The organism is Flavobacterium hydrocarbonoxydans, assembly GCF_009789235.1.
Classification (GTDB): Bacteria; Bacteroidota; Bacteroidia; order Flavobacteriales; family Flavobacteriaceae; genus Flavobacterium; species Flavobacterium hydrocarbonoxydans.
On the sequence record NZ_WSTB01000004.1, the window covers coordinates 456,794 to 475,309 of the forward strand.

The window sequence follows — 18,516 nt, forward strand, 5'->3', positions numbered from 1 at the left end:
ATTATTTCATTAATTGCTGCAAAGGTTCCAGTTGTTTCATATCGATTTTGGATTCTTTTAAAACAGACATTAAAGCTATAATGTTATTAGGATTCATATCCTCTCCTAAAACGCGGACTACTGCAAAGCCATTTTCTTTTCTGTTTGCAAAAACAACAAACTCTTCGATGTTGTCATCAGTACCCACATAACTTATGGATGCGCCATCTTTACCAGAGCCTACTTTCATTAATTGCTGGTATTTTGGATCTTTCAAAATTGCATTGATTTTGGTTCTTTCAGCTTCAAACTCGACTTTGTTTTTATCGGTTGCTTTAAAGGCAAGAATGTTCATTTTTTCAAAAGAATTCAAAGCTTCTGTTTGGGCTGCCGATAATTTGGTTTTCTCTAAATTTAAAATATTAGGAGAAATATCAAGAGCTATAAAATCTTTGTTTTCTGTGTTCTCTACAAAATATTTTTGTAATGAAGGTTCGGAATTACAACTTACCAAAGTTAATAAAACGAACAGGGCTGTGGTAAAGACGCTGGTTTTCATAATTATTTTTTGCCTTTAGAGGCTTTTTTTAAGTCTGCACCTCCTGGAAGCTGCATTTTGTCTGTAAGTACCGAAATTTCGTTTAAATCAAAGTTACCTGTTAGTGATAATAAAACCGATTCCTGGTTTTTGGCACCATCAATAAACATTAGCAATTCTCTTACCTGAGAATCGGTAGCGCCTGATTTTACTAAAATTTTTACATTTCTTCCTGAATCATTAATTCGCATTAATTCTTCCAGACCAGCCGTTTTGATGTATTTATCAGCAGTTGCTTTCATGTCGGCTTCAACGTGCGCGCTTTTGGTTGTAAACACTTTTAGATGGTCTAATTTTTTAATTAAATTGATGTATTGTTTCATTTCTTTATCAGAAGTATCCACTTTTACTTTACTCATTAAATCAAACATTTTTTTGTTGACAATTACTGAGGTTACATCGTCCTGACCGTCAAATTTGTCAAAGGCACCTTGTGCATAAAAAGTTGTAGATACAAAGGCGAAAACTAGGGTTATGATGAAATTTTTCATTTTTGATTGAATTTAATTACTGTTTAAAAATTTTGTTTTTTGATTGTTCGTATTCGTGAATGTACTGTACACTTTCGATACCTACATTTACATTGTTTGACAATAATGCCAAAGCTTTTTGCGTTGCCGCCAGAGCTTCTTCGGGATTGTCATAGGTTCCTAATTCTGATTGCGCTACAACCGGAGGTGTATTTTTTTGGCTCACAAAATAAAAAGTTCCTATTCCGAGCAAAAGAACAGCAGATGCTGCAATCGATAACCACGCCACATTTTGTTTCTTAGTTTGTAGTGGAATCTCCTGCGTCGATTTTTGTTCTCTTGCCTGAGAGAAATAACCAAATAATGGTTTGTACTGCTCCAAATGCTGCGCAACATTTGATGAAGAAAAATAGTGTTTCAATTCATTTTCTTCGGCAATAGTCGTTTCTCCCTGAAAGTATTTTTCTAATATATATTCTATTTTATCTAATTCCATAACTGTGGGTATTAAGCATTGATTCTCTAATTTTTTTTCTCGCTCTAGAAAGTGCCACTCTTATAGCAGTTTCATTCATGTCAACAATTTTGGCAATTTCATCAAATTCATATTGTTCTACATCGCGTAACTGAATTAATAATTGTTGTTGTTCCGGCAGCTGACTCATTATTTTTTCTACCCATTCTAAACTGTCCGTATCTTCCAGTTTTTTGTCTAATTGCGGCTCTCTGTCTGTGTAATTGTTATGTACTATTTTAAGGTTTCCGGCTCTTTTAGATTTTAACTGATCCAGGCAATAATTTTTGGTCATGGTCATTGCCAGTGCCTCGACATTATTATAGGTTTCCAGATTTTCTTTTTTGTTCCATAATTTTACCATTACTTCCTGAGTTGCATCTTCGGCTTCTTCAGTACTGGTGAGCAATCTTTTTGCCAGACGAAAAACTTTGTCTTTAAAAGGATTTATGAGTTCTATAAAAACATTCTGGTTCATAAAATCTACTGGTTATTCGTTAGCTTATATAGTCAAGACGAGGCACGTTTCAATTTGTTACAATTAAATAAAAAAAAATTAAAAAAGATTACGAAATGGATTACAGTTAAAACTAAAGGTACTATTTTTACGTTTATACTTACGAAATCTAAATTTATATGAAACCAATTTTTAAAAACATTCTTTTTTTATTCTTAGCCGTATTTTCTTTGCAGTCCTGTGAAGATAATAAAGATAACGATGATAAAGCAGCTCCTGCAGACATTCAGGTTAACAATTTTGTATGGAGGGGATTAAATGAATTTTATTTATGGCAGGCTGATGTTCCCAATTTAGCTGATGATCGATTTGCAAACGAAGAAGCTTTAAATTCTTTCTTACGCGATTATTCTAAACCGGAAGATTTATTTCAGAGTTTGTTAAACAGACCTGTAAGTAAATATCCTAATGATCCAATTGACCGCTTTAGCTGGATTGTAGATGATTATACTGTTTTGGAACAAGAGCTTAACGGAATTGCAAAGAACACCGGGATTGATTTTAGACTGAGTAGAGTATCTGCTGGTTCAAATGATCTGGTAGGCTATGTGCGTTATATTATTGCTAATTCTGATGCTTCTACTAAAACTGATAAAATTAAAAGAGGAGATTTATTTACTGCTGTAAATGGTCAGAAACTTACGGTTTCAAATTATGAGTCTTTATTGTTAGATTCTGAAGGATATACGTTAAACTTAGCGCAATTTAATGGTAGTACTTTTGTTTTGAATGGAAAATCAGTTACGTTGAATAAAACAACTTTAGAAGAAAATCCGGTATTAATTAGCAAAGTTATTTCAAAAGGAAGTCATCAGATTGGTTATTTGATGTATAATGGTTTTTATGATAAATTTGATGATACACTGAATCAGGCTTTTAAGGATTTACAAGATGCCGATGTTACTGATTTAGTACTGGATTTAAGATACAATGGGGGTGGTGATGTTCATTCGGCTACATTATTGGCAAGTATGATTACAGGACAATTAGAATTTAAGGATAAGGTGTTTTCGAAGAGACAATACAATGCTAAATTTATGTCTTATTTTAGCGAGGAAGATTTAGAAAGTGTTATTGAACGATTTGCTACCGAAACTGAAAGTGGTCAGGCATTGAATACTTTAAAATTGAATACTGTATATGTTATAACCACAGAGAGTACGGCTTCAGCAAGTGAATTGGTGATAAACGGACTAAAACCTTATATAAATGTAATTCAAATTGGTGAAACTACTACAGGGAAAAATGTGGGATCTTTTACTATTTATGACTCAGAAACGTATTTTAGCAAACAAGGAATAAATAAAAATCATAAATATGCCATGCAGCCTTTGACGTTTAAAATTACCAATGCCAATGATTTTGGCGATTATACTCAAGGATTAACCCCAACATATCAAAAAATTGAATATGTAGATACTTATGGCGTGTTAGGAGAGGAGACAGAACCTTTATTGGGCTTCGCAATTGAAAAAATCACAGGTTCTTCATCCAAAAGAATACAAAAGGAAAAAACAAAAGCATTACCTTATTTTGGCGATTCTAAATCATTAAGACGTTTTGGTACCGAAATGTATCTGGATAAAGCACCAAAAGGGCTTTCGAAAACAACAAAATAATAAAGTATAAAAAAGGCTCTCAAAAAAAATGAGAGCCTTTTTCTTTAACAAAAAAAATCCAAAAACTATTTAATCATTAAAGTAAAAACCATTTGGTCCGATACCTACAGCAATTTCTTTTTGTAGTGTCCCGGTTAAGTTGTAGATGAATGCTTTACTGTCTGTGCCAAAAGTACCTCCGTCAGCGATGTAGATACGATCGTCATTTACTGCGAATCCATATATGTATCCGGTAGCCGAAAGTGTAGCAGTAAGAATTGGTGTAGTTGATGCCGCTGTTGCTGAAGTACCAATAGTATAAACTGAAGTTCCAACTGTATAATAAATTTTGTTGTCTTCAAGAGCCAAATAACCTGCGCCGTCTAAAGATTCCGGGAATGTAATTTTAGAAACAGATTTATCAGATAATTTTACTTTTACAATTTCGCTTCTGTCTGAAGATGGCCCTCTTAAAATGTATAAAGTTCCATTATCTTCCTCAATTCCGTCAGCCTTAGAACCAATTTCGATTGGAGTTTCTACTGTTTTTGTAGCGGCATTTACAACCAATAATTTAGTACTGCTGTACGGTTCTGTAATGTATAATTTTCCGTTTTCTTCAACAATACGGTTTGCTGTTGCGTTCAAATCAATTTTAGACTCAAAAGTGTTGGTTTTTAAATTGATTACGGCAATATAATCATCTGTATTACCCGTTGCAGCATTTTCGAAAGAATAATAGTTTGCATTGGTTACATACGCTTTTCCTTCGTAAGTTACTCCGTATCTTGGATTTCTAAGTCCAGTTTCGATTTTAGTAATTAATTTAAAAGTATATCTGTTTACTACATTGATTACATTAGAACCACCTGAAATAATATACGCATTGTCACCATCAAAAAAGATGTTTTGCAGATAACCACCTGGCAAATCATTGTTATTATTTAGTCCGTAAACATCTTTTGAAAAAGTAGCCAAATCATCGCTTAAAAAAGAAATTGTTCCTTTAGTTTGACTTCCTTCATTTAGTATAAAAAAACCATTGTCATAAACCCCTTTTGGTTCATTAGAGTCATTATCATCATCATCATTCGAACAAGAAACAAATAAGGAAACGCTAAGCGCTATTAAAAATAATTTACTAAACTTCATTATATTAAAATTTTAAGGTTAAATACATATTAAAATTGCGACCTGGCATAGGTCTGTTTTCCAGACTTTCGTACGTTTCGTTAAAAAGATTTAGTACCTGAAATCCGAGTTTGAAAGAATCCAGAAATTTAAAATCATAATCGATTCCGATGTTTGAAATCAAGTAATCATTTACAATTTCATCAGGATCATTGTCAGCTCTGGTATAAACAAAACCATTGTAGAGGATTTGGTAATTAGCTGAAATTCTATTTCTCGAATAAGCGATCGAGCCTGTAGCTTTGTGAAATGGAACGAAAAAAAGCTGTTTTTTGGTTTCGACATTTTCAGAAATGGTGTAAGCGTAAGTAGCATTTGCGGCAAAATTATTTTTTCCCAATTGCTTTCTCCAGCTTAGTAGCGTTTCGGCACCATAGCTGTTTACTCTGTCGTTATTTTGCGGAGCCCAAATGCCATTTTTTCCCGGTATCCATTGCAGCATATCTTTTATTTTTATGTAATAAAAAGTCTGCGTAAGCGATATATTATTGAAGGTAAAAACGTTTCCGATTTCCGCTTGATACGAACTCTCTGGTTTTAAATCCGGATTTCCGCCTTCTTGCCAATACAAATCATTATAGGTTGGAATTCTAAAGTTTCGGGAGAAATTTAATTTCAAATTATACAATTTTGATACCTGATAAGAAGAACCAATATTGAACAAAACAGGTGATTTGTAATTGTCTGTAAATTCTTTTCGGACACCAAATTCTGCTTTCCAGTCTTCTGAAATATCTTGTTTAGTCAATAGTGAAGCTGAGCTAATTTCTCTGGTGTGATCACCAAAACCACTGCCATAACCTTTAGTTTTATTATAATCTAAAATTCCGTTGATTTGAGTTGATTGGAATAATTGATATCCTAAATCACCTTTTAGAATCAGGCTTTCGGTTTTTCCAAAGGTGTAATCGTTGGTCGAATTATCACTAAAATATTGATAGTTTTCAAAAATATAAGCCGTTTTAAAATTGGTTGTCAACTTCCCAAATTCACCATTGTATTCCAGTAAATTTCGATTAAAACCATTGATGTATTTGCTTTTGGTTTCGTTTTCAGATACCAAAGAAGTATTTCTGTCTGTATTAGAGTTTTGGCTGTATAATTTTAAGGTGTTTTTTTTGTCGATTTTATAACCCAAATTGGCACTCATCGTGATGATATCGTACTCTCCGTTTTGGTTCCAGCGTTGTTCGCCTCTCCAGGTATATTTGTTGATGTATTTATAATCATTTGTTGAGCTGTTTTTAGAAAAACCAATTTGCGCGCTCCATTTTTCGTTCGAAATGTTGGTTTTGTAATGAATTCCGGTCGTGTTGAAACTTCCGTAATCTAATTTCAAATAATTGTCAAAATGATTATAAAAACTCAAGTCGTTATTCAGGTGAACAGTTCCGCCAATCGCACCACTACCGTAAATAACACTTCCGCCGCCTGCTTTTACACTTATCGAATTGTAATCTGAACCTGAAATAGTGTTAAAATCAGTACTTCCGTTCATTTGCGAATTGATATTAATTCCGTTCCAGATTACTGCCGTTTGAGATGACGACGTTCCTCGAAACGAAACCGTAGAAAGCATTCCGCGCCCGTATTGCTTGAAATAAATGGTGGAATTATAATTTAATAAATCGGTAAGTAAAACCTCGTTTTTGCCAATAACAGAGTCGTTAAGTTTTAAAACCGATTGAGAATTGGAGTATTTTTTAAGATGAGCATCAGAAATTACAACTGCTTTAAGTTTGGTAATAGAATCCTGTTGCGCCCAAAGAATTTGGCACAGCAATAGCAAGCAAAAAATAAAACGTTTTTTAAAAGTCATAATTTCTACACTCTTTTTCCCGAGAGCTCGATATTTATTTAAAGGCAGGTCTCCTGGCTTGCGTCTTGTTGTTTACCTTCCCATCACGCAAGGCGTGACAGTGGTTTTGTAGATAACAACAAGCATTCTTTTTCAAGAACTAAGCTTACAGTTGCGGGTACAGCTCAAGATTATTCACTTTTTAAAGGTGTTTTTTACTTGATTCCCTTTTAATGCGTTTTAGTTTTAAAACACAACCTTAATTTTGTGCAAATATAGAGTTAAAAATATTGAATTATCAAATTTGTTTTACTTTTTAAATCGAATTATGAACAAAATGATCCTTAGAACGTTATTTTAATGACTTCTCCAAAGGCTACTTTATTCTGAAAAGCATCTTTTAAAGGCAATCCGCTTTGATGGCATAAAAAGCTTCTTATTGCGCCTGCATGTGTCACAATAATGATGGGCTTTTTTGTTTTTTTTGAAATTTGTTCCGATAAAAAAACACCAATTCGTTGATGTAATTGGGTAAAAGATTCTCCGTTAAATGCCTGAATATTTACAAAGTCTTCCATCCACGGATTGAGTTGTTCTGGCGGAATGTCGTTCCAGTTTTTCATTTCCCAATCGCCAAAATTCATTTCCATTAATCGGGAATCTTCCTGATATGAAATAATCTGCAAAGTTTTCTGAAGGTGTTTGGCTAAAATATGGCAGCGTTCTAACGGACTAGAAAATAAAATTGCTTCAGAGGGTAGCTGTTTAACAATATTTTCGAAAATCAAATCAAAAGGTTCAGCTAACGAAACATCAGATTGTCCGTAACAAATCCCTTTTTCGCAAACCGTTTCCGTATGACGAACTAGATAAATTTCCATAAAAAAAGAAGGCTAACATAATAAACGACTTCACAAACTTGCTGTGTGGCACCTAAACAATCTCCAGTATAACCGCCAATCCATTTCTGGAAATGGCGTGCTAAAAAGTAGCGTGTTATAAAAACCGGAATTAAGGCAAAAAGTATTTTATATTGAAAAAAACAAAGAGCAATCAGAGGTAATAACCCAAAAAAGAAAGCTCCTGAAACTTCTTTCCAGGTATGTTTTTTTGCAATAGGTTTGCTTTTGCTTGTAGCATCATCACGTGAATATTCATGGGTAAAAATGATGCTAATTGCAGCCAGACGACTGATAGAATGTGCTGAAATAAACAACAAATAAGTAAATAAAATGGCCGTTGAATCCTCGCTTTTGAAAAGTAGAACAGCCTCAGAAAGTAATTTGAATTTTAATAAAAAAAGCAAAACAACCCCAATGGCTCCATACGCACCGATGGCGCTGTCTTTCATAATCAGCAGGATTTTTTCTTTCGTCCAGCCCCCGCCAAAACCATCGCAGACATCGGCAAAACCATCTTCATGAAAAGCCCCGGTTGTTAAAATTGAAGCTATTATGGCAAAAATAACCGCAATTTCGATTGAAAGGAAAAGCGAAAAAACATAAAAAGTCAAGAAAGAAATACTCCCGACAATCCATCCAATCAAAGGAAAATATCGTGTGGCTTTATTTAAATATTCTGGATTATGATCAATGTTTTTCGGACACGGAATACGGGTGTAAAACATCAAACAAGTGAAAAATATATCGCGTTCTTTTTTCATTAAAATTGAGTTGTGGTATTTTTAATTTTGAATATTGTAATTGATATTGATATTGAAATTGATTTTTTGAAATTGAAATTATTTTTTGCTAATTCCAGCACTTTCAAAACTGGCCATTTCATTCAAAAAAGCTTCAGCCGATTTTAAAAGGGGCAAAGCAATCGCACAGCCGGTTCCTTCTCCTAAACGTAAATCAAGATTCAGAATAGGTTTTGCTTCTAAATAATCAAGTAATTTTTGATGTGCCTGTTCGGCCGAGCAATGACAAAAAATAGCATTTTTTTTGATATTTGGATTCATTTTAAAAGCAATCAGATAAGCGACACTACAAATAAATCCATCAACTAAAATCAGCATTTTATTCTCGAAAGCAGCTAACATTCCACCAGCCATTTGTATGATTTCAAAACCTCCAAAATAGGCGAGCTGCTGTTTTAATTCGGCTTGACCGGAATAATTTTCAATTGCTTTTTTAAGTAAATTTTGTTTCTGAATTAATTTTTCATCTTCAACTCCAGTGCCTTTTCCCACACATTCTTCAATTGGGAAACCTGTTAAAAGACTCATTAAAACAGAAGCTGTAGAAGTGTTTCCAATTCCCATTTCACCAAAACCAATACAATTTGAACCGCTTTTTACAATGTTTTCAACGATCTCTTTCCCTTTTTCAAAGCACAATTCTACTTCCATTTCTCTCATAGCAGGAAGGTGCAAAAACGATTGTGTTCCTTTTGCGATTTTGGCATTTATAAGGTTTGCGTTGGTTGGAAAATCATAGTTTACACCCGCATCTACAATCGATAATTGAATGTTATGCTGCTTGCAAAACACATTTATAGCGGCGCCACCTTCCAGGAAATTCGCAACCATTTGTCTCGTAACATCTTGCGGATAAGCACTTACGCCATGATTCGCAATTCCGTGATCTGCGGCAAAAACCACAATATTCGGATTTGTTATTTTGGGTTCTAAAGTTTCAAAAACAGTTCCCATCTGAAAAGCTAAATCTTCTAAAGTCCCTAAAGCACCAATTGGTTTGGTTTTCGAATCTATTTTTTCTTGCAAAAGTTTACTGAAATCATCATTAATTTTAACTGATGTAGAAATTTTTGAAGATTCTAAAACACTATTTTCGACTACATTTTTAATTTCGGTACACTCCGGAGTTTCCGATTTTTGTTTCCAGTTCAATTGCTGCAACATCGGTTGATTGTCGTAATTGGTAGCCGGTTTTCCGATACAGAAATAGCCTAAAGGCTCAATGTTTTCAGGTAAATCGAGTATTTTTTTAAACTGATAATAATTCAAAATCGAAACCCAGCCCATGCCGTAACCTTGTTCTGTCAGCGACAGCCAGATATTCTGCGCAGCACAAACCGAACTAAATTTCACCGCTTCATTGCTCCCAACAGTGCCAATCGTAAACTGATTCAGAACCGAGCGGTCATAAGCAATTATCAACCCAATCGGTGCTTCTTCAATCGCTTCTAATTTCAGGGATTTATAATGCTCTTTTTGCTCTGGATTATCCGTTAAGGCTTCTGCTTTTTTATTGTAATCCAAAAACAAATCTTTAATCGCTTTTTTAACTTCGGTAGCTTTTATGATATAATATCGGGTAGCATCGGTCAGGCCTACAGATGGCGCCCAATGTCCCGCCCGTAAAGCGTTCTCCATCACTTCGTCAGGAACTTCGTCGGTAGTAAAGTGCCTGGTGTCGCGACGTGATTTTAATATATCATCTAAATAGCTCATCTAAATTCCAATTTTTTTAAATTCCAAATTCCAATTAAATAACAATTGTAAAAATCAATGTTAATTTCAATAGATTTTAAAAGTTTAAAGATTTAAGTAAAGGTAAAGTATAGCGTTGGAATTTGGAATTTAAAAAATTTGGAATTTCATTTTATCCTTTAATTTTTACCGGAATCCCGGAAATCATCAAAATCACTTCATCAGCATTTGAGGCTAAAAATTGATTCATCCAGCCTTGTAATTCGGTAAATTTTCTGCCTATGTGTGTATCAGCGTGAACGCCCATTCCAATTTCATTGGTCACAATAATCAGTGTTGCGTTTTCTTGTTTGGCTATCAGAAGAAACTCTTTTTTAGCTTCTTCCAGACTCTGTTGTACATCATTTTTAGTATCTACAAAAAAGTTCGTCAGCCAAAGTGTCACACAATCTATCAAAGCTACTTTGCCCGAAAAATCAATTTCAGATAAATGCTTTTCTTTCTCGATATTCGTCCAGCGGTTGTCGCGTTCCAGCTGATGGCGGTCAATTCTGTTCTGGAAATCATCGTCCCATTTTCTTGCTGTTGCCACATAAATGGGCTCATCCGAAAGGCTTAATGCTAAATTTTGAGCGTAACTGCTCTTTCCGGATCTTTCTCCGCCTGTAATTAAGTATATCATTTTAAGTTATGAGTTTTGGGTTATGAGTTTTGAGTTGTGAGTTTTGAGTTGTGAGTTTTGAGTTTTAAGTTGTAGGTCATTTGCATTACTTTAGGCTTATTTAGAGTTTTTTAAATTATTTTTTTAAAATAGTTTAAAAAACTCACATTTCACATCTCACATTTCACACCCCACAACGAATTTAATAAGGACAATGACGACAGCCATTACCACAACAATTTCCTCTTTTTAGATGAAACCAGGCTTTAAAAACATAATTGCCATTTTCAAGGTAATAATCAATTCCCTCGATTAGTTTTTCGGCTTTGGGTAAAAATGTGGCTTTGTTATTAAGTGCTGTTTCGGGAGTAATCGTTTCGGTATAAGCATCAATTTTGTCCATGCAGGCCTCTTTAAAACAATTTGGGCAAAGACAATCAGTGCCTTCTGAAAGATTGAAAATAGGAGGAAAGTCATTACACCAGCACTTACTTTCAAGTGAAATATCACCACAACTAAAAGCAGCTTCACAACCTCCACAAATTTTTGTTTTAATGGTATTCATCGGGTAAAGATACTATTTGTTCAATTTTTTAAAGATAAAAATGAACAAGAAATTTATAAATTGCGCTACCTTTGTCGCTTCCAATAATCTAAATTATGAAAATTTCCTTACTTAAATTTAGTTTTGCACTTCTTTTTTTTGCTGTTCTAAGTTGCAAAAAAACAGATAATGCAGAAATTGTAAAATCTAAAACTTCCCAAAATAGTATCGAATATGCTTCGGGGCTTTCTATCGTGAAAAATGAAGGCTATTCTGTAGTAACAGTCAGTAATCCATGGCCAAAAGCGAATAAAAATTTCACTTATATTCTTAAAGAAAAAGACGCTAAAGTTCCGGATAGTTTACAAAGTTATACCACTATACAGGTTCCTTTAGCATCTGTTGTAGTCACTTCGACAACCAATATTCCCTTTTTAGAAATGCTGGAAGTCGAAAATAAATTGATTGGTTTTCCGCATACCGATTATATCTCTTCCGAAAAAACCAGAAAACTAATCGATAAAGGCTCAGTAAAAAATGTGGGTCAGAACGAAAAACTAAATATTGAACAATTGATAGAATTGTCTCCGGATCTGATTGTAACTTTTGGAGTTGATAACAACAATCCGATGTTGGATAACCTCAAAAAAAGTGGTTTAAATGTTTTTATTCAGGGCGACTGGATGGAGCAATCTCCACTCGGAAAAGCAGAATGGATAAAACTTTACGGAGCTTTATTTGGCAAAGAAGAAAAAGCCAAAGAACTATTTGATAAAATTGTACTGAGTTACAATCAGGCCAGGAAATTGGTAGCAACAAAACCTGCAACTGCAACAGTTTTATACGGCTCCATGTATCAGGATTTATGGTATGTGGCCAAAGGAAATAGCTGGGTTGCAGCGTTTATGAAAGACGCACAATCTAATTATTTATGGGCAAATTTAAAAGGTACAGGAAGTGAAGGTTTGTCTTTCGAAAAAGTATTAGATAAAGCAAAAACCGCCAATTTCTGGATTGCAACGGGTTCATTCAAAACCTTGGAAGAATTCGGAAAAAGTAATCCGCATTACAGCGAATTTGATGCTTTCAAAAATAAAAACATTTATACTTTCGAGAGCAAATTAGGCGCAACTGGCGGAACCGTTTATTACGAACTTTCACCAAGCCGACCAGATTTGGTTCTGAAAGATTATATCAAAATCTTCCACCCTGATTTATTGCCGAGTTATGAGTTTACTTTTGCATCAAAACTGAATTAAATTGGCAAATAAAAAACGAAATACAATTCTCTTTATTCTGCTGGGTTTAGCATTAATTCTGATGTTTTTTGTAAGCATTAGTTTGGGTTCAGTAACCATTCCTTTCAAAGAGGTTTATACGAGCTTAACAGGTGGTCAGGCCAGCAAATCTACCTGGGAATATATCATAATAAATTACCGTTTACCCAAAGCGATTACGGCAGTTTTGGTTGGTACGGGTTTGTCAGTCAGTGGCTTATTAATGCAAACATTATTCAGGAATCCTCTTGCCGGACCTTATGTTTTAGGACTAAGTTCCGGGGCGAGTTTAGGTGTTGCTTTTGTGATTTTAGGAGCCGGATTTTTGCCTTCTTTTTTAAGTCAGATTGCATTATCATCATACGGAATTGTATTAGCCTCAACTTTAGGGAGTACATTAGTTTTATTATTGGTTTTGGTAGTTTCACAAAAATTACGAGATACAATGGCCATCTTAATTGTAGGATTGATGTTCGGCAGTTTTACAACCGCAATAGTGAGTGTCTTAACCTATTTCAGTACCGCTGAACAGTTGCAAAAATTTACTTTTTGGTCCATGGGCAGCCTCGGAAATCTTTCCTGGACAACGATCGTTATTCTGACTTTTTGTGTTGGTTTTGGTTTGCTTTTAAGTGCAGGTAGTATAAAAGCTTTGAACGCATTACTATTAGGCGAGAATTATGCAAAAAGTATGGGACTAAATTTCAAAAAAGCAAGACTGATTATCATATTTGCAACCAGTATTTTGGCCGGAAGTATCACAGCCTTCGCTGGACCAATTGCGTTTATAGGCTTAGCGGTTCCACATATTGCAAAGCTCACATTTCAGACCAGTAATCACTCCGTTTTGTTTTGGAGCACCTTGTTTTTTGGCGCCATAATCATGTTGTTTTGCGATGTAGTTTCAGAAATGCCAGGTTTTGATGTCACACTTCCAATAAATGCAATTACATCAATCATAGGAGCACCGGTCGTAATTTGGCTTTTAGTCAGAAAAAGAAATTTTCAGCAATAACTTACAAATATTTAATATCTTAGTTTTTTAAACACATAGAGACATAGTTATGCCAGCTTAAAAAAAGGCGTTTCACTTTTCTTCAAAAAACATAGTTGAAGTGAAAATAAATTAGTTTCTATTTAACTAATATTAAATGATTACTCAAAAATATTTAGACGAATTAACGTATAATGTAATTGGTGCTTGTATAGAAGTACATAAAATAATTGGTAAAGGATTACTTGAAAATGTTTACCATCAATGTTTGAAAGAAGAATTACAGCAACAGAAGTTGAATTTTTTTAGTGAAATGAAAGTTCCATTAATTTATAAAAATAAAGAATTAAGTGCAGATTTAAGATGTGATTTATTTGTAGAAAATTGTTTAGTAGTAGAATTAAAAACTGTTTCAGAAATAAGCCCCATTCATGAAGCGCAATTATTAACTTATATGAAGTTATCCAAGGCTCCAAAAGGAATTATAATTAATTTTAATTGTCATAATATTTTTAAAGAAGGTCAAAAAACATTTGTAAATGAATATTTCAAATTATTGCCAAAGTTTTAGCAACAGCTATGTGTTAATTTACGAGTAAATTTTAAAACCAACTTTAATTGAGCAAAAGAAAACTATGTTCTCTATGTGTTTAAAAAATAAGTCAATATGAAAACCATCCTGAAAACCTCAAATTTAAAAATTGGCTACAAGTCTAAGAAATCCTCTATGACCATTGCCGAAAACCTAAATCTGAATTTGGTGTCAGGAAAACTCATCGCCTTAATAGGAGCCAACGGAATCGGAAAATCAACTTTACTGCGAACCATCACAGGAATTCAAAAACCACTTGAAGGAAATGTTTTTCTAAACGATAAAAACATATCAACGTACCAACCGCTGGATTTGGCTCAAAATCTGAGTTTGGTCCTCACCGAAAAACTACCGCCAAGCAATCTTTCGGTTTTTGAGTTGGTTGCTTTGGGTCGTCAGCCTTACACCAACTGGATTGGAACTTTAACCGAAATTGATATTCAAAAAATTCAGGAAGCGCTACACTTAACCCAAATCGAACATCTGGCAAACAAAAAACATTTCGAAATTAGTGACGGACAGCTGCAAAAAGTTTTAATCGCCCGCGCTTTGGCTCAGGATACACCATTAATTATTTTGGATGAACCCACGACACACCTAGATTTATTGCACAAAGTTTCCCTTTTTAAATTATTAAAGAAACTAACACACGAAACCAATAAATGTATTTTGTTTTCTACTCACGACATCGATTTGGCGATTCAATTGAGTAACGAAATGATTATTATGACACCCAATTTGGTCGTTCAGGACGAACCTTGTAATTTAATTTCAAAAGGGAGTTTCGCGACTTTATTCAAAGACGAACACATTATTTTTGATCCCGAAAAAGGGAAGTTTGTAATCACCTAAATCTGAGTATATATAATAGGTATAATTTTTAGGAGCTATTTCCTGCTATTCGTTACAATATTTTGTGCCGAACCCCGGCACAAAATGATTTCCACTTCTATCAGGGCTAGGGCATTCGATTTCATCAGAAATACCTTTTTCAATTTAACGATTAAACAAATAAACGATTAAACTTTTTTCAATCCAATCTGTCTCTTCGCTTCCCCAACTACAAACGCCACAGAATTAGCAATATTAAAACTTCGAATCAATTTCGACATCGGAATTGTTAAATGATTTTCAAACCTATTCAAAACATCAGTGCTTAAACCAACACTTTCTTTCCCAAAAACCAACCAGTCACCATCCTGAAATTCTGTTTCCAAATAAGATTTCGTTGCACGAGAACTCATCAGGAAAACCCTTGACAAATCCGGAATCTGTTGTACCCATTCATCTACAGTATCATATTCGGTAACATCAAGATGTACCCAATAATCCAAACCCGAACGTTTTAGGTTTTTATCATTAATCACAAACCCAAAAGGATGAATTAGATGCAATCTACTTTCGGTACCAACACAAAGACGACCAATATTTCCAGTGTTGTTCGGTATTTCAGGTTCGACAAGAACTATATTTAGCATTACTGTTTATTTGTTTAATTATTTATTTTTGGAATTTTCAAATTGACACATTTTCAAATTATCTCATGATCTAATTTAAATTATCAACTTCTAAAACTTCTCCTGCTTTTAGATTTTGCAAATGTACATTTCCTATCCGAACACGCACTAATCTTAAAGTTGGAAATCCAACAGCAGCCGTCATTTTCCTAACCTGACGAAATTTCCCTTCATTTACCGTTATCGATGCCCAGGAAGTTGGACCATGACGTTCATCTCTGATTTTTTTTGCTCTGGGACCAAAGTCAGGAATTTCATTTACAATAAAAGCTTTACATGGTTTCGTTTTGTATTTTCCACCATCAAAACCAATTTCAACTCCTTTTTGTAATGCTGCAATTGCTTCGGGAGTAATTATGCCATCAACTTGTACATAATATTCTTTTTCAACTTTTTTACTCCTGATCTGTTCACTTACTTTTCCATCCGTGGTTAATAATAATAATCCTTCTGAGTCTTCATCAAGTCTTCCAATGGCCATTGTGCCTTCAGGAAAATCATATAATTCGCCCAAAAGTTTTTTCTTCCTTTTTAATTCATATATAAATTGACTTAAATAGCCATAAGGTTTGTGTAGAATAAAATGATAATGATGCATGATTTTAGAATGTTCAGATATAACTTAAGAGAATAAGGTACAAATGTAGAACTAAAAATAACTTTTTAGTTTTCGGGTTCTCTATACAGACAGCTTTAGAAGTTATATGAAATATAATTTTCTTGTATTTTTTTGTTGTACCCGGTTGTTTTGAAGTGGTTTATTTATTCTTATGATTGTTCCTGCATTGTTTTAATTGATTATTAAGTGTTTGTTTGTAAGTCTTTTACGTGTTTTTTTTAGTTGATAAAAGATATTAAAAAAAAAATATATTCAAATTGTCGCAATTAATTCAAATAAGTTGATAACCAAAAACAGGGATGTCTTGTGCGGCTCTTATTTTTTATAAGATAGCTCAAGCCTTAATTTGTATAGACTTTTATTCTTTTATAAAATACACTGTTAATTCTCTCAATTCTTTTTGTAGAACAAGTTCTACATTATCAAATATTTTATTCTACAGCGCAATATTTTACTCAGAATTATATTTGCCCATTGATTTTAAGCGCTGTTCTAATCTTTTTTTTTAGAAAACGAAACGTCCCTTATTAATGTTTTTAAAATCATAATGAATTGATTTTTAATTCAGATTAATTGTTTTAATTAAATTATTTTATGAAAAATTATTACGTATTCTTCTTTTTTGTTGCGTTTGGCTTTAGTGGTTATGCGCAAGTAGGTATTGGAACTACAACCCCAAATGAATCATCGCAACTTGAAGTGGTGGCAACAAACAAGGGAATTTTGATTCCAAGAGTTCTGCTAAAAAGTACTAAAGACACTACTACTATTTCTAGTGGTAATGTAGAAAGTCTTTTAGTTTTTAATACTCAAACTATCGCTGATGTTATTCCAGGTTATTATTATTGGTATATTGATAAATGGAATAGATTAGGGGCAACTAATTCAGAAACCATAACCACAATTGAAGATAAAGGGAATGGTGTGTATGTTTATACAAATGAAATAGGAGTAAAATATACAATTAATGTTGCTCAGGGACCACAAGGAAAAGACGGGAAAGATGGTGCCTCAATAAGAGGAGGCGATGGAGCACCGGGAAAAGATACAGGATCTGATGGAGATACTTATATAGATAATTCAACTGGAGATGTTTATTATAAAGAGGGGGATGTCTGGAATATAAAAGGTAATATCAAAGGACCAAAAGGTGATTCTGGAACAAATGGAAAAGATGGACTTCAGGGAGGAATAGGGTTAATTGAAAATGGTTTGAATACTACGGTTAACGGTAGCGGAACTGTAGGAAGTCCTTATAAAATTAATACACCTACATCAACATTAATAAACAATAATGACGGAAGTTATAATTATAATAATGAAGAGGGAGTAAATACTAAAATCGATGTTGTAGGCGATGTGGTTACAAACATCAAAAATGAAGGCCCTGTTTACAACGAAATCGTAAATTTATTAAACTCAAAATCAGATAAGTTTGCGGACAACGGAAACGGAACATTCATACATACTACTGTTGATGGAAAAGAAGTAATCTTCGATGCCAACACGACTACTGTAACTAATAATGGTGATGGTACTTATACGGTTACCAATAAAAAAGGAGAGACTGTAAAAATCGATGTTGTAGGTGATGTGGTAACCAATATCAAAAATGAAGGCCCTGTTTACAACGAAATCGTAAATTTATTAAACTCAAAATCAGATAAGTTTGCGGACAACGGAAACGGAACATTCACGCACACTACCGTTGATGGAAAAGAAGTAATCTTCGATGCCAACACGACTACTGTAACTAATAATGGTGATGGAACTTACACGGTTACCAATAAAAAGGGAGAAACTGTAAAAATCGATGTTGTAGGTGATGTGGTAACCAATATCAAAAATGAAGGCCCTGTTTATAACGAAATTGTAAATTTATTAAACTCAAAATCAGATAAGTTTGCGGACAACGGAAACGGAACATTCACGCATACTACTGTTGATGGAAAAGAAGTAATCTTTGATGCCAACACGACTACTGTAACTAATAATGGTGATGGAACTTACACGGTTGCCAATAAAAAAGGAGAGACTGTAAAAATCGATGTTGTAGGTGATGTGGTAACGAACATCAAAAATGAAGGCCCTGTTTATAACGAAATTGTAAATTTATTAAACTCAAAATCAGATAAGTTTGCGGACAACGGAAACGGAACATTCACGCATACTACTGTTGATGGAAAAGAAGTAATCTTTGATGCCAACACGACTACTGTAACTAATAATGGTGATGGAACTTACACGGTT

General features: G+C 33.9%; 18 protein-coding genes, 1 pseudogene and 1 riboswitch. Of the genes and pseudogenes, 6 read left to right on the top strand and 13 right to left on the bottom strand.

Features of this window, described 5'->3' with window-relative positions:
- Nucleotide 1 precedes the first annotated feature (1 nt).
- From GON26_RS09980 to GON26_RS09995, 4 genes are read right to left on the bottom strand one after another with little or no spacing between them, the layout of a single operon-like run.
- Nucleotides 2-538, bottom strand: coding sequence for a DUF4252 domain-containing protein (locus GON26_RS09980; protein WP_160374657.1), 537 nt, complete (start codon nucleotides 536-538; stop codon nucleotides 2-4).
- A 2-nt stretch (nucleotides 539-540) separates the two neighbouring features.
- Entirely contained in the window at nucleotides 541-1,068 is a 528-nt protein-coding gene (locus GON26_RS09985) for a DUF4252 domain-containing protein (protein ID WP_160374658.1), read from the bottom strand.
- Nucleotides 1,069-1,084: 16 nt separating this feature from the next.
- The gene (locus GON26_RS09990; RefSeq protein ID WP_160374659.1) at nucleotides 1,085-1,543 is read right to left on the bottom strand and encodes a hypothetical protein; all 459 of its coding nucleotides are present in this window, start codon (nucleotides 1,541-1,543) and stop codon (nucleotides 1,085-1,087) included.
- Nucleotides 1,530-2,039 carry an RNA polymerase sigma factor gene (locus GON26_RS09995; RefSeq protein WP_160374660.1) on the bottom strand — a complete coding sequence of 170 codons (510 nt, stop codon included), beginning with the start codon at nucleotides 2,037-2,039 and terminating at the stop codon, nucleotides 1,530-1,532. Before GON26_RS09995 ends, GON26_RS09990 begins: the two co-directional genes overlap by 14 nt.
- 158 nt (nucleotides 2,040-2,197) lie before the next feature.
- On the opposite strand from GON26_RS09995, the gene GON26_RS10000 reads away from it, so the two are divergent.
- Nucleotides 2,198-3,697: a S41 family peptidase gene (locus tag GON26_RS10000; protein WP_160374661.1), complete on the top strand. Its 1,500-nt coding sequence runs from the start codon at nucleotides 2,198-2,200 to the stop codon at nucleotides 3,695-3,697.
- Nucleotides 3,698-3,766: 69 nt separating this feature from the next.
- Here GON26_RS10000 and GON26_RS10005 read toward each other — a convergent pair whose 3' ends face one another.
- The 7 genes from GON26_RS10005 to GON26_RS10035 all read right to left on the bottom strand — a co-directional run bounded on the left by GON26_RS10005 (nucleotide 3,767) and on the right by GON26_RS10035 (nucleotide 11,288).
- Nucleotides 3,767-4,828 (bottom strand): YncE family protein, encoded by a 1,062-nt coding sequence (locus GON26_RS10005; protein ID WP_160374662.1) that lies wholly within the window; start codon nucleotides 4,826-4,828, stop codon nucleotides 3,767-3,769.
- 4 nt (nucleotides 4,829-4,832) lie between these two features.
- On the bottom strand, nucleotides 4,833-6,686 hold the full coding sequence (locus GON26_RS10010) for a TonB-dependent receptor plug domain-containing protein (protein ID WP_160374663.1): 1,854 nt from the start codon (nucleotides 6,684-6,686) through the stop codon (nucleotides 4,833-4,835).
- Between the two features lie 26 nt (nucleotides 6,687-6,712).
- Nucleotides 6,713-6,942: riboswitch (cobalamin riboswitch) on the bottom strand.
- 67 nt (nucleotides 6,943-7,009) lie between these two features.
- Complete coding sequence (gene cobC, locus GON26_RS10015; RefSeq protein ID WP_160374664.1) at nucleotides 7,010-7,546, bottom strand: alpha-ribazole phosphatase; 537 nt, start codon at nucleotides 7,544-7,546, stop codon at nucleotides 7,010-7,012.
- Nucleotides 7,531-8,328 carry an adenosylcobinamide-GDP ribazoletransferase gene (locus GON26_RS10020; RefSeq protein WP_160374665.1) on the bottom strand — a complete coding sequence of 266 codons (798 nt, stop codon included), beginning with the start codon at nucleotides 8,326-8,328 and terminating at the stop codon, nucleotides 7,531-7,533. Before GON26_RS10020 ends, cobC begins: the two co-directional genes overlap by 16 nt.
- A gap of 78 nt (nucleotides 8,329-8,406) precedes the next feature.
- Nucleotides 8,407-10,083, bottom strand: a complete 1,677-nt coding sequence (gene cobT, locus GON26_RS10025) for a nicotinate-nucleotide--dimethylbenzimidazole phosphoribosyltransferase (RefSeq protein ID WP_160374666.1) — start codon at nucleotides 10,081-10,083, stop codon at nucleotides 8,407-8,409.
- 151 nt (nucleotides 10,084-10,234) lie between these two features.
- Nucleotides 10,235-10,744, bottom strand: coding sequence for a bifunctional adenosylcobinamide kinase/adenosylcobinamide-phosphate guanylyltransferase (gene cobU, locus GON26_RS10030; protein WP_160374667.1), 510 nt, complete (start codon nucleotides 10,742-10,744; stop codon nucleotides 10,235-10,237).
- A 181-nt stretch (nucleotides 10,745-10,925) separates the two neighbouring features.
- Nucleotides 10,926-11,288, bottom strand: coding sequence for a DUF5522 domain-containing protein (locus GON26_RS10035; protein ID WP_160374668.1), 363 nt, complete (start codon nucleotides 11,286-11,288; stop codon nucleotides 10,926-10,928).
- A gap of 95 nt (nucleotides 11,289-11,383) precedes the next feature.
- Here GON26_RS10035 and GON26_RS10040 point away from each other — a divergent pair, with 95 nt between their 5' ends.
- The 4 genes from GON26_RS10040 (at nucleotide 11,384) to GON26_RS10055 (ending at nucleotide 14,982) form a co-directional block, all read left to right on the top strand.
- The gene (locus GON26_RS10040; RefSeq protein WP_160374669.1) at nucleotides 11,384-12,526 is read left to right on the top strand and encodes an ABC transporter substrate-binding protein; all 1,143 of its coding nucleotides are present in this window, start codon (nucleotides 11,384-11,386) and stop codon (nucleotides 12,524-12,526) included.
- A 1-nt stretch (nucleotide 12,527) separates the two neighbouring features.
- Nucleotides 12,528-13,559 carry a FecCD family ABC transporter permease gene (locus tag GON26_RS10045; RefSeq protein WP_394350396.1) on the top strand — a complete coding sequence of 344 codons (1,032 nt, stop codon included), beginning with the start codon at nucleotides 12,528-12,530 and terminating at the stop codon, nucleotides 13,557-13,559.
- Between the two features lie 136 nt (nucleotides 13,560-13,695).
- Complete coding sequence (locus GON26_RS10050) at nucleotides 13,696-14,109, top strand: GxxExxY protein (protein ID WP_160374670.1); 414 nt, start codon at nucleotides 13,696-13,698, stop codon at nucleotides 14,107-14,109.
- Nucleotides 14,110-14,205: 96 nt separating this feature from the next.
- Nucleotides 14,206-14,982 (top strand): ABC transporter ATP-binding protein, encoded by a 777-nt coding sequence (locus GON26_RS10055; protein ID WP_160374671.1) that lies wholly within the window; start codon nucleotides 14,206-14,208, stop codon nucleotides 14,980-14,982.
- A gap of 167 nt (nucleotides 14,983-15,149) precedes the next feature.
- Here GON26_RS10055 and GON26_RS10060 read toward each other — a convergent pair whose 3' ends face one another.
- Together GON26_RS10060 and GON26_RS10065 are read right to left on the bottom strand one after the other, a co-directional pair.
- Nucleotides 15,150-15,608, bottom strand: a complete 459-nt coding sequence (locus GON26_RS10060) for a tRNA (cytidine(34)-2'-O)-methyltransferase (protein ID WP_160374672.1) — start codon at nucleotides 15,606-15,608, stop codon at nucleotides 15,150-15,152.
- 70 nt (nucleotides 15,609-15,678) lie between these two features.
- Nucleotides 15,679-16,245, bottom strand: a complete 567-nt coding sequence (locus GON26_RS10065; protein WP_160374673.1) for a pseudouridine synthase — start codon at nucleotides 16,243-16,245, stop codon at nucleotides 15,679-15,681.
- Nucleotides 16,246-16,860: 615 nt separating this feature from the next.
- On the opposite strand from GON26_RS10065, the pseudogene GON26_RS10070 reads away from it, so the two are divergent.
- Nucleotides 16,861-18,516 (top strand): annotated as a pseudogene (locus tag GON26_RS10070) (hypothetical protein); the annotation flags it as partial.